Source organism: Mongoliibacter sp. (genome assembly GCF_007692705.1).
GTDB lineage: Bacteria > Bacteroidota > Bacteroidia > Cytophagales > Cyclobacteriaceae > Mongoliibacter.
Map to the genome: position 1 here is coordinate 1 of NZ_REBN01000207.1, position 13278 is coordinate 13278.

The window sequence follows — 13278 nt, forward strand, 5'->3', positions numbered from 1 at the left end:
CAAATGTTTAAGCTTCTTTTTTGTTGCTGCTTATGCGTTGAGGTTGAGAGTTTTTAAAATGAAGGCATAAATTTTTTGGGGAAATAGAAAAGTTGCATTCAGTTTTCATCTTTTATGTTTTTATGCCATGGAAAAAATGCAGCACATTCAGGAACTGTTGTCCTCTTTGTTTGGCCAGTTGGGGACTTTTACAAATCAGCAGCGAAAAGACTGGGAAGAATCTTTACCGCTGACAATAGCAGCCCTGTCAAAACAAGATATTTCCCAGATAAGAAACCAATCTATTGTAATAGACAGAATGGATTTATTCCAAAGGAGTAAGTCCGATGAAAAGAAGCAGGAGACTATCAGAAGAGCAATCAGAGAGGTGGGGGACTCTGGAAGAACTACAGAAACAAGAGTATTTATAAGAGAGGTGCCGGTTCGGAGCACTCAGTTGCCCAATAGCATGCCAGCCTGGGCAGCCGGATCAAGACCTGATATGAGCTATGGTCCTTTGCCGCACATTGATGGCAGGTCAATTTTTATTGATTTATACAGAGTCGAAAAAATGATTTCTCTTTATCAGCAAGGGAATAGTTTGCCGGCAATATTGTTTACAGGATCTTGGCGTACCAACAGAATTCAGCATATGCAGGGCAATTCTCTACAAGATATGGCCCGTGAGGAATATGAAATAGTAAAAGGATCGATATGGATAAAGGCAGATTTGTTTGCTACAGATGCTCCTCAAGACAGGTATTTTGGCATTTCAGTGGCAAACGGACATGTCAAATTGAAATCTAAGCCAAATATCCTCAATAACCGCCTGATGATTTCAGGACAAAACTCGGTAAATGTTGCATTGGAGTTAGTTCAAGCGGACCATAAAACCGAGGGCGAAGGTGTCATTGGTTTAGACGCACGAGCATTGGAGATTGCACTTCCCGATTCATTTGATTTTGAATTTACTGCAGGTGGGAATGCAAGAATACACAATTTGGGAGGAGCGTCTTGGACATTGTATGGACAGTCTATGAATTTCAGATACAGGGCTGATGGGAGTCATTATTTTCATCCCAAACTCAATCGCTTGATGATCCCACTAAGTGCCAGCAATGACTTTTTGGAAATACTGAACCAACAGAGTCCATACCTTACCTTGGAGGGAAAGGCGGCCCTGCAGGAGTCATGGTGGGCCCTGCCAGCTGCAGTTCTCGATGTCAATGCTCCGTTAAAGGCGGCCGGTTCGGGTGGAATTTCAGTACTTTGCAAGGAAGGAATAAGGGCAAGCTGCCTGGGTCAACAAGGTAATTTCGGCAGGTTGAATGAACCTTTTTTTATGGCGGACCCGGGGAGGATCTGTATCACTGATCTCCAATCTAAATGGTCAGGTGCTTTTCATGATATAGACCATTACAAGGATGATTTAAACCCCTATGGAACTTCAATTCATCTTTCATTTCAGAATGAAATTCCCTTTATCTATAATGTGTTGGCTGAGGGTTTTGAATTGGTCATGACTGAAGTACACTCGGAGGTGAAGCTGGACAGACCAGTACAGGTTAATGGCCATGCTTTTGAAATTATGACCAAGAACTCTGTGTTTATCACCATTACTTCAGAGGAGAAAAATGCAATCTATCTTTACGATGGAAATATTCTTTGGGATAATAAGGGTAATGATCCCGAGCGGAAAGTACCTCAATTCAAAACAGCAGCTATTGCCTTGGAAAATGGTCTTTTTACTGTTTCACCAGTTAATGCTTGTATCATTTTTGGAGAAATCAATAGAGAGTGGGATAGGATTGTGGAAAGCCATACTTTCTTACAATTTGGCCTTTTTGGGTACAAGCCTACGCTTCCAGATCCGTATTTAGTCAATTACCGATGGAGTAGAGATACCCGAGTCAATATACAAAGAGGGATTGATGGGATTCAGAATTGGTTGATCTGCCAGCTCGTCCAAAAGGCTACAGAAGGAGAGTTAGATGAGTTGAGTGTGAGTTTTCACCACGCTAACCCGCTGCAAGGCTTAAAGCCTGCACCTGCTGCCGTTCAGAATAATCCTTCAGCTTCCGTATCAGGAAATCCTATACCAAACACTTCCAGGACGGTTGTGTCCGCTGCAAACAGAAAAAACAAAAGCCCCGATAAAAGGCTTGTGAATTCACTTCCAGATTATGAAGGCCAATATGAGGGAATGTTTGGCCAAAAGATGTTGGATTATTTTGCCTTGCTGGATGTAAGTAGCAATGCAAATCAATTGGGAGTTTCTGTGGGAGCAGGGATTTACGGCAGGATTGATTTTGAAAGGCAGCGTGAAACTACAGGCCTAGCTCAGGCAGATGGCGAAGGGAATTTCAATATTGAGGCGGTCAATCATTCAGGGTTGATCATTGAAGGCATGCAGGTGCAGCTTCCGGCTACCATGGCAAGAATCTTCACTTTACCTCAGGTAGCTTGGGAGCCACTTTATAACCTCAGCCCACCTGATGCGGTAGAAGATGAGCATGGGAATAAAATCACCATGCCTGGAGATCCTCAGGGAGGATTCAATTATTATCCTAATGATGGAGGTCCTACGCGGATATTCAACAACCGTCCTTTCCCTGTGCCCTTGGCTCCCATACCTTTGAGTAACTTTTTGCTAGAGCACTTTGCTAAAAAAGATATGACAAGGCTGGAGTTTTATTTCACCCTTCCTTTTGGACTGAAGGCATTTTCTCTATTGGGATTTAACAATACGAGGGAAGAAATCAAACCTTCTTTTTTAAATGTCAGACCTGTTTTCCCCGAGAATCTTCAAGGTGGCATTCATTTGGTCACAATTGCTAGTAATCATGGTAAAAAGTATGCTGAATCCAATGGGAATGTACAATTGCCGGATAATAATATGTTTGCTGGAGCCACAGTTCAGCTGGCCAATGTATTGAACGGGAGTGGAAACCCTACCGGTACTAGTACTTTGGGACATAGTGTGACTTATATATTCAATAATGAATTTTTTGTAAATCAAAAAGAGCCACATTCTGTGACCGGTAGGGGAGTTCCTCTTACCAGGATGGACTTCACAGGATATGGGGCAAGCACATTCAGTGAATGGGAAAGTCCTTCTGCGGCCATCGCGCAGACCTCACAGGCCAAGTTCCAGATCATGCTTGGCCGGACTGCTCATGAAGTCATTCAGGTCAAAAGCCTAATTTATCCTTGGGGAATCCGAGTGGTCCGTACCATTACGGTTCTTAGAGGAGGTAATGGGTTTGTGTTCCGCACAGATAGTGGTTGGCAACCTGAGTCAGACGGCTTGTTTGATTTTGGATACAATTATACCGAGGATGGGGATTTAAAGAGTGTGCCAAGCCCTTACGAACAGCATCCCGGTATCATTTCAGGCTTATTCAATGTCAAAAACATCAAAGAAGACCCCACATTGCCTGAATTGGATGATAAGAATGAGTATCCGAATGGGGCTGATTTCATTAATATTTTCGGAGAGAAGGTACAATTGACTGCACCAAAAATCGAAGACGTGAAGTGCGTGCCGGTCTGGTTTGATGCTGATATTGAGATTGAAAATGTGGTTCAAGGACATCGAAATGGCCGGGTGCCTTCCAAAAAGATCCTTGGCTATGTTCAGTTGGCACCTGCCGGAGTACCTCTTACTCCTGAGATGTTTGTGAAGTTGCTCGACCTGCAAGGAGGTGTGATAGGGGCTGATATAGATTGTACCATTGATCTCAACAAGAGTGATCAGCAGATGAGGGTGAGTAGAGTAGATTTTACCCATGCAAAGGATAATTCCGGTTTACCTGTTTTTGTAATTGCACCCAAAGGTTCGGTTTTTCTTCCCAAAGATGGAAGTTGGACCTTGGTCTGTCACGAAAGAGGTTCAGGAGATGTGATTCCGTTACCGGTTCATGAAGCTATTCCTGTAATCAGAACTGGAAAATGGATACTCAACAAGGTGATAGACCCTGAGGTCGTATCAAAGAATTTGATACGCTTGGCCAATCCGAGTGAAATTGTCAGGAACCCACAGCCGGACACCTTAAACTTTGGATTCTTGCAATCTACTGCTACGCAAAAAGCACTGATTCTGACCCCTTCATTTGCCAGAAACTCCAAGAAACTTCTCAGCAAGACACCGCCTCTTTTTGCAGATGCTTATAGGTTGATGCGGGACAATACCATTTTCCCCAATATCGGAAAAGCTAGTGATAGTGATTTTGGGTCTGCGGTTCCCTTATATCAAGTTTTCACGTCTAACAACCCCAATATTGCTGTCCCAGCATTCAATGAAGTGGATTTTCATGACAACAACATCAAAGTCATGGAGCTCTTGGATATCAATCCCGTCAAGGCAGGAGAGGCTGTTGTTGAGCAAGGTTTTAAGCTGTTGACGGGAGCCAGAAATCCAACCATTGCTCAGGCAGTTTCTTTTGAAATGCCGACCTCCAACGAAGTAGAGCTGGTGAATATGCCGAATGTTTTGCGGATTTACATGGATTACAAAATCACTCCGAAAAATGGCACCCAGCAAAACTCCAAGTTGGATTTTGATATCAATTCATTTGCCCAAAATGCTGCAGATTCCTGGAAAAGTCGGGTCAAGGATGTTGCTATGGTGGTGGACCTCGCGGGCTTCGAAAGGTTGATGAGCATTAAAGGCAACTTTGATGCGTATAAGGGAAAAGTGCCGGGTTATGAAGGAGACTTGTCCGGAGGTGGTTTGGCCTCAAATGGTATTTCTGTGCCTGAGCTGGAGCTTTCCGAAGAGTTGGATACCGTAGTCGAAATTCTTCAGATACTGGCTTCATTGGGCAATGGTGATTATGCTGACATTATGAGGAGGGGTTTGAAAATAGCCATGGGAAATTCCGGGGAAGTTTGGGAATATAAATTTGAAGCCTCACAGGAAATTCCTACGATACAGTTTCCTCCGGGTGAATTATACAATGACCCTAATACACCGCTCCGACTTGAAGCTTCCATGGCTTTAGGGTTTTTCTTCAATGCGGCCATGAAAGTCACCTCGGATGCCAACCAATTGCTTCCTTCTGCTGGAGCCTTTTTGCAGTTTAGGGGTGGATTGCAGGTGATGTGTGCTACTGTCAGCGCGGCTACCATTTACGCCGTGGGGAAAGTGGATCTTAAGATAGCCTGCGATACCAAGGCAGGACCGAGTGTTCGCATGAAGTTTGGCTTTGGTGCCAATATTACTGTAGGACTTCCAGTCATAGGGAATGTCAGTGTTACCTACTTGGTGGGAGCTGATTTGTATATCGCCAGTAAAAAATTCCAGTTACTGGCTGTGATCCTATTCAAAGGAAGAATAAGTCTAGCCATGGGAATGGTATCAGTTACCATTTATATAGAAGCAGCCGGAGGGGTTTCCAGGTCAGGCAACAGGACGGAGTGTGTAGCTTCCATGACATTTGGACTCGAAATCAGCATCTGCTTTGTGATCGACATCAGTTTTGAGGAAACTTGGCAAGAAAGAAGGCAGATTGCCTGAGGAGTATCTATCATTTTTAATCATTAATCATCATGGAAAAATTCAGAGCATTCACTACGATGGTATTCCCTCAAAGATTTGATGGGAAAAACCTTCACGTCAATATAGTTATCATCCCTAGGAACCATAATCCATTTGAAGCCTTTCAGGTTGGACTGAGCCCTGTACAGGAAGTACCTCCATTTGCCGAACTACAACCAGAGTTTTCTTTGGCTTTTGTCAGTGGCCTTGATGACTTTCCATTGGGCAATGCATCAGCTGCTCAGAGGCAACCAAGAATGGTCAGTGCAGGAATCAAGTCCAGTGACAGAAAGATAGAAACTATCCAAGCTATCGCGGAGATTTTTGGAGTAGAGAATATTTCTGATACAGGAGATAGATTGGGAGATGTGCTCCCTTTAAACCTAAGCGTGAAAAAATTCCTCCCCGAGAGTTACCGAAAAAGTTTCAACTTTACCCGACCGGCCCATCCCAATGCGGTAACTGATGACAGTTACGAATGTGCACTGAAAAAAGAGGTAGACGAAATCACCGATTACCAGCCCAAGAGGGAATTGAGTTGGGGAAAAGTGTTTGCTTACATCCTCAAACAACCCCTTTTGGCAGAGGGATGTGGGATGATTTATGAGTCCAGTATAGCATTGGAAGCAGATGAAATAGCCAATGGGGGATATTTGTATGTGGAGGTCAACAATCAGTCCTGGGCATCAGTGCAGGACTTGTCTCTGGAGCATGATGATGGTCCTCTGATCAAAAGGTATGCTGCCAGAATTCCAAAACTGGAGGAAGATAGTCCAAGACCTGTATTTGCACCTATCCTTTTCCCGGTCTTGTACAGAAGAAGTGGGCAGACAGAATTTGAAGTTGTCCCACCGGCACCTTGGGATGCACTGTTTAGGGAAAGCATTGTGTACAATGATGGATTTGCAAAAATAGTCCATGCAGGTCAGGCTGTGAGTACAGATATCCTGAAGGAAAACCCGGATGGTATCCATCCTCAATACGAATCAGGAATAAGGCTAGCCTGGGATGATGAACAGATTTTGATATGGTATGTCAGGCAGTTGGTGGAAAATGAAGCAGACACTCCTGGCAATGGAAAGAGAGTAGATGCTCCTCTCGGGGTTGCAGGCTATAAAATAGACGTAAGAGAGCAGGTAGAGGGAGCTGAATGGGAGAATCTCAATAAAGCTTTTTACAACAAAGGAGTGCTGGCTCTGGCTGATACCCTGGAGGATAAGACTGTAGAATTGCCACATCAGGTATATCCCTCCAAAAAGCGAACCCTTCAGCCCAACCCATATTGGTTACCTATGTATTTTGCCAGTTGGATAGGAAAAAGTCTTGCGGTAGAAGACAGAGATGCCATAGAGATTTATAAAAATGATAGGGAGAATAAAGCCATAATTGATGATAGGGACAATCCAAAGGAAGAGGATAGGAGTACAGAGAAAAACGATGTCATGGCTTCACCGGAAATTCAAACTGAGTTGCGTTATGGCAAAACATATCAATTCAGAATTAGAATGGCAGACCTTAGTGGGGGTGGACCTTCTTTGGAAGACGAACCCTTGCAGGCCGGTCCTTCACCTCAGACAACAGTATCTTTTAAAAGGTATGTAGCACCGGATACCTTGAGGATTGAAAAGCCGGAGCATGTTTCCAAGTTACAGGGCAAATACTTTAATTCGGCTGATCTGGAGGAGCAATCCTTTAATGATGGGCAGGTGTTGAGGATACAAAGGCCTTTAATGGAGTATCCGGCGGTGGTTTTGACCGATAAATACCAGCAAAGGGGACAGGATCCCATACAGATGCTCAAGGACCTGGATTTCAATACGGATGATCAACTGGTGTTGGGAATTCCTGATCCTGATGCCAACACAGTAGAGATCAGGGTAGAAGTAAAGACCCTTCAGATGGACAATCAGCTCAGTCAAGAGGGCAATGAAAACTATATCACCTTATATACTACCCACAGGAAGTTTTCGGATGACTATGAGGAAGGCATGGAAGTTCCCATCACATTTATTGATGTGCCTGTGCTTAATCTAGGTGAGCCTGCCAATCCCTTTTTGAGAGATGATCTCCGAAAAGCAAATTTGGACGCCATGCAGGAAATAGTGCTACCTAAGGGCAGGCATATTAGATTAGGCATCAGAGCTGTGGCAGATAGTGGAGGTGTTGATGATCAGGTTTATTTTGGAATGGTCAATGAAGGAGATCATGAACTGGACAGCAGGTATGGGAAAGCGCTTCAGTTTATGTTTTACAAAGAAACTGAGGTAGAGGAAAACCTATTGATACCTTACAAAAATATTCCTACCCATCAAGCCTTGTTTTTAAGGGCTAATGAAATCCCCTTAGTCAAAGGTAATCTTAAAGACCTTTTGAAGTTTCACTTGCTCAATAACAGGAAGCAGGAAATTCCAGATATCGTGCAGCGTCTTGCCATGGCTTTGGGCTTAAAGGCAAAAGGAATGACTCTTTATGCCCCAAAAGGGGAAAGGGTAGTTTTTGGGGTTAGCTCCAGAATCAGACATTCCCTTGCCCCTGACGGCAGCAGTGTGACTTTTGCCAGCAGGTCAGAATTGCAGGACCATTGGCTGGGCTGCTTGAGTTATCAGGTCAATAGAGACTGGACATGGGATGGCTTGCAAACCACGGCTTTTAGTATTGGGAAATCCACAGCTTTCAGACGGGATATGATAGAAGCAGCAGCGGGTAATTTTACTCCTCAACAGATTCTACAGAGAAAACTAAGGGAAGTACTTGGTCTAAGTATTTCGTACCCATCAGGGGTTCCTGCACCCATCATAGAATCAAATGTAGGAGATATAGAATTTATGGAGACAGCTTCTTTTGAATCTTTGCAGCCCAATAGGTTTGGTAGGGTGGAAAGAGGATTTACCCGAATAGTGTATATTGATGCGATAGAGCCGAAGTCTCCCTTTCGAAGGTCGGTATCCAATAATGATCCAAGGTTTCCTGATGAACTTTGGGTAGATTATTCCATCACTCCAAATGCCAGGACGGGACATGCACAGATAGATAAAATCGAAGCAGAAGATCTGAAACTTCCCACAGTATTGAGGCCTTCCCAGATTCCTAAAATTGTTTCAGTGGGTTTGGCTTTTTCTCCCTACCTAAGGTCTGAGGATTATAGCAGTACAGAAGCAAGGAAAAAACACCTTTGGGTTGAGTTTGAAGAAGCGATCGAAAGTCCAGATGATACTTATTTTTGCCGTGTTTTGGCCAATTCTCCTGATCAGTTATTGGCTTCCAATAATTTGGATCAATTTGCCGCTCCGGAAGAATCTGAACTGCCTATAGCACCAGAATTCACCCGAATTGTCGTGCCCGGTCAATCTGATGATATGGCAGGATTGGATGCCATGCAACCCATGACAAAGGCAAGTGATAGTGATAGACACTACATCCTGCCATTACCTCCTGGTCTACATTCGGAGAGTCCTGAAATGTTCGGTTTTTTCACTTATGAATTCAGGGTGGGTCATACGCATTGGGCAGAACAGGAAGACAACCTATGGTCTACTGCCCAAGGTAGATTTGGGAAGCCGATTCGGGTGACCGGAATCCAACATCCCTGTCCTAATCTTTTTTGTAGCGTTACCAGGGATGAAACTTCCCTTTATGTCAGTGCGCCATTTGCCAAAGCGGTCTTGAAAGGCAAAAATGTTACTGCCAAACCTCCCAGAACTAGCCTATGGTCTTTGCTATATACGCAGGTAAAACAGGCAGACGGACTTGATTACAGAAATATCTTGCTTTCAGAAAAGATGATGAGACATGATTTTGAAAGAGAAAAGGAACAAAAAGTTTCGGAAATTCAGGAAAAACTACAGTCCTTTTCATTCAATCCGGCGGGTATTTCTCCTCAGCCAACAAGTTTTGAATTCAAACCCGAGATAATAGATATTGGAGCATTTCTTTCTTTGCATAAAAATCTCCATCCTATGGGGACTTCGGCATATTCAAGCCTGGAAATTGCTGACATGTTGAAAAGTATGGGGCTTCCAGAAGACAGCCCTTTAAGTGTACTTGTTGTAGAGGTGTTTGGCAACATTACCAACTTTTCCGAGCATCTCAGAAACATGAGAAGAGGGACTAATAGCTTTGCCGGATTTGCAGGCAATCAGTGGACGGGAGATTTTAAATCCGGTTCCCATCCACATGAAAATCAGGCGCCGCTTTCACAAGGACTAGGACATTTTAGGATTTTAAGGACTTCTCCTTTGACAAAGGTTCCTTTTGTCTGTTGCCCCACCTGTGAAAATTATTGAGATCAAAAAAACCTGTTTCAAGTGAAACAGGTTTTTTTGATTTATTTCTTTTTGGCTTTCATCAAGCCCTTCCTTTCAACATCAGGTTCCAATACATAAAAGGCAGCCCATATTTCTTCAGAATCCACATGGAGTATTGCTCCTTATTGGTGTCTACCAATTTGGAAATGACAGGATCACTGTCTCTGACATTATTGTATTTGAATTCTGCTAGGACCATTTTGCCATATCCGGTTACCAAAGGACATGATGAATACCCTTCGTACTTGCTTTCTCCAAGAGAATTGGATTTTATCAAATTGAAAATATTTTCCACAACCACCGGAGCTTGTTTACGTACTGCCGCCCCCGTTTTGGCTGTTGGTAAGGCTACGACATCACCAAGTCCAAATACATTAGGGAATTTTTTGTGCTGTAGTGTATAATGATCTACCTCTAACCATCCTTTATTAGGACCTTCTTGATAAGAAAAAGGTGATTCAATGATGAAATCAGGGGCTCTTTGAGGTGGTGCAAGGTGAAGTAAATCATATTTCATCTTGATTTCTGATTCTCCCACAATATCCTCTCCGAGATTACTGTCTACTACCATTGCACAGTTTTGAAGATGACTATTTGTAAATCGATAAGTGATTTCTTTCTTTACTCCATCTATTTTTATCGGGGCATAATATGTTTTCAAATTGATATCCCTATCAATGATGATTTTATTCAATGTTTTTGCGATTTCCTTAACTCCGAATATTACTGTTCCCGGCGTAGCAAAAATCACATTGACTTTATCACGGATGCCTTTCTTTCTGAAATAGTGTTCAGACAGGTACATGATTTTTTGTGGAGCCCCCCCGCATTTAATAGGTGTGCTGGCTTGGGTGAAAACTGCATTACCTCCTTTGAAATTCTGTAGTTTTTCCCAAAAACTTTCCGGGTCTGTATAAATACTTCCAACAGAATCTGTTTCCATTGCTTCCTTTAATCCCGGAAGGAGACTAAAGTCAACGACAAGCCCAGGAGCTACAACCAAATAGTCGTAAGTATATTCTGAACCATTCTTAGTAGTGACTTTATTGTTTTCAGGATCAAATGAATAAGCGTAATCCTTTATCCATTCTACGCCTTTGGGAATATAATCAGCTTCTTTCCTCTCAGTTTTTTTAAAGTCAAATGTTCCTGCTCCTACTAATGTCCAGGCAGGTTGGTAATAATGCTTTTCTGAAGGTTCTATTAGTCCGATTTTGAGGGATTTATCCTTTCTGGTCATTTGGGCTGCAACAGTAATACCTGCTGTTCCTCCGCCGATAATCATAACATTGAAATGGGTCATGGCTTTTGGGTTTGATTTGGAAGTAAAGCTAAAACCTGATGTATCGGTAAACAGTGATATTTCTCACATAGAAAAAGCCCCTATTCTGAATGAAAAGGGGCTTTAATTTATTTTGAGATTCAGTTTAATTGTCTACTTTCTCAACTGGTTCATCAATTTCAATATCCAGATCAACCATTTTTGGGTCAATTTCCAATAAATCTGCCGCTTCATCATCAGCAACCAAGCCTCGGTCTACCAATTCAGCCATCATATCCATTTGGCGCGTCATGTCCAGGTTGTCTTTATGTGCTTGCTGAAACCTCTTCATGAGTTCATCATCCGAAAACTCAGCATACCTAGATCTTCTGGCCTCTTTCAGCATTTCTTTCTTTTCACTCAAAAGGTTTTCTTTTCTCTCAAGATACCTTGCTTCAAGGCTTTGTATATATTCCTCAGAAAGAGCCGATTCATAAAAAGGAGTTTCATCAATAGCTAATTTCTCAGTAGTTCCGTCTGTGTGTTTTACAGTTATGACGTCATCCTCTTCCATGTAATACTCATCGCCTGTTACCTCATCTACGATTTTGTCTCCTTCGTAGACGTATCTTTCTTCTTCACTCTTACCACCAGAGCAAGCTACTGTAAAAGCTATTCCGGCAGTTATCAAAAACATACTTATCTTTTTCATAATTGTTGGTGTTTGATTTTAATATAAAGTTTTATTTTCTTTTTCAACCCATTCTTCGAAGACCGTTTTGGCCTCATTTCTCATCAATTGCTGAAATGGGATTTTCCTTTCGCTGTAATCCATTTCAATTTCTTCATAGATAAACTGGTCGTCAAAACCTGCATCCGAAGCATCATTCTTATCATTGGCATAATAGACCTTACTTGGCCTTGCCCAATAAATAGCACCCAAACACATTGGGCAGGGCTCACATGATGTATATACTTCACAACCGTCCAATTGAAAATGGCCTAGGTTTTTACATGCGTCCCTGATTGCTACTACTTCTGCATGGGCTGTTGGATCATTGGTAGATGAGACAGAATTTGAACCTATTCCCACCACTTGGTCTCCTTTTACGATCACACAACCAAATGGACCCCCTTTACCTTCAAGCATACCTGACCTCGATAGGTCAATGGCCATTTTCATAAATGATCTTTGTCTTTCAGTCATGTGAAATTTAAAATTATTGAATGAAAATCCCGTGGTTCTAAAGACAAAAATACGTCTTATTGCCGATAATGTTCAAAATAATTAACTGAATTCCAAATTAAAAGTTTTTGATTCTGTGTCAAACGATTGTTTTTTTATAAAAATAGTAATAAAAATTCTTAAAATATTTTTTAAGCCAAAATTATCTCATCCACTTGTTCATGAATTGCAAAAAGTCTTCTTTGTAGTTGTCACTTACAGAAATCTGATTCTTACCTATATTGACAATATTCCTCGTGACTGAATCGATATGATCTAAATTGATAATGAAGGATCTGTGAATGCGCATAAATGAGTCACCGGGTAGTAGTTCCTCCATGTTTTTCATGCTGGTCAAAGATAACAAAGGATTAGGCTTATCCTTTAAAAAAACCTTCACATAGTCTTTGTAGGCTTCTATATGGGTGATGTCTTTGAGTATTACTTTTACGAGTTGATATTCAACTTTTAAGAAAATATAATCAGCTGCTTTGTCCTGATTTCTCAGCCCAGAGGAGGCTTCCCCCTGATTTTCATAAAACTGATACGCTTTTGTAGCTGCTTTTAGAAACTCCTCATAGCTATAGGGTTTCAACAAATAATCCAGTGCATCTACTTTATATCCTTCAATGGCAAATTGATTGTAAGCAGTCGTGAAAATTATTTTTGGTTTTTTGATCTGATTTTTGCCATCAAGAATTCTTGCCAATTCCATTCCGGAAAGGTCTGGCATCTGTATATCCAAAAAAACAAGATCTACATGATTGGAATTGAGGTAGCCCAAAGCTTGAATCGCATTGTCGAATTTCTCCTCCAACTCAAGAAAAGAGGTTTGCTCTATAAATTTTGTGATAAGATCCAGGGCCAATGGTTCATCATCTACCGCTATACAATTGATTTTCATATGATTATAATTTTCTTTTCAATTGACATAACTTGTCCCGGTTTTTCGGGATAGCCTGTCCCGACT

General features: G+C 42.0%; 6 protein-coding genes. 2 read left to right on the plus strand and 4 right to left on the minus strand.

What is annotated here, in order from left to right:
* Positions 1 to 127: 127 nt before the first annotated feature.
* Both EA341_RS14660 and EA341_RS14665 read left to right on the plus strand, forming a co-directional pair.
* Positions 128 to 5497: a hypothetical protein gene (locus EA341_RS14660; protein WP_293015869.1), complete on the plus strand. Its 5370-nt coding sequence runs from the start codon at positions 128 to 130 to the stop codon at positions 5495 to 5497.
* Positions 5498 to 5529: 32 nt separating this feature from the next.
* Positions 5530 to 9801, plus strand: coding sequence for a hypothetical protein (locus EA341_RS14665; RefSeq protein WP_293015871.1), 4272 nt, complete (start codon positions 5530 to 5532; stop codon positions 9799 to 9801).
* A gap of 61 nt (positions 9802 to 9862) precedes the next feature.
* Here the strand turns inward: EA341_RS14665 and EA341_RS14670 are convergent, their stop codons facing one another.
* The 4 genes from EA341_RS14670 to EA341_RS14685 all read right to left on the minus strand — a co-directional run bounded on the left by EA341_RS14670 (position 9863) and on the right by EA341_RS14685 (position 13212).
* Complete coding sequence (locus EA341_RS14670) at positions 9863 to 11125, minus strand: FAD/NAD(P)-binding oxidoreductase (protein ID WP_293015873.1); 1263 nt, start codon at positions 11123 to 11125, stop codon at positions 9863 to 9865.
* A 124-nt stretch (positions 11126 to 11249) separates the two neighbouring features.
* A complete protein-coding gene (locus tag EA341_RS14675) occupies positions 11250 to 11795 on the minus strand; it encodes a hypothetical protein (protein WP_293015875.1) in 546 nt (181 codons plus the stop codon).
* 18 nt (positions 11796 to 11813) lie between these two features.
* Complete coding sequence (locus EA341_RS14680; protein WP_293015877.1) at positions 11814 to 12290, minus strand: nucleoside deaminase; 477 nt, start codon at positions 12288 to 12290, stop codon at positions 11814 to 11816.
* Between the two features lie 181 nt (positions 12291 to 12471).
* Positions 12472 to 13212, minus strand: coding sequence for a LytTR family DNA-binding domain-containing protein (locus tag EA341_RS14685; RefSeq protein ID WP_293015879.1), 741 nt, complete (start codon positions 13210 to 13212; stop codon positions 12472 to 12474).
* Positions 13213 to 13278: the final 66 nt, after the last annotated feature.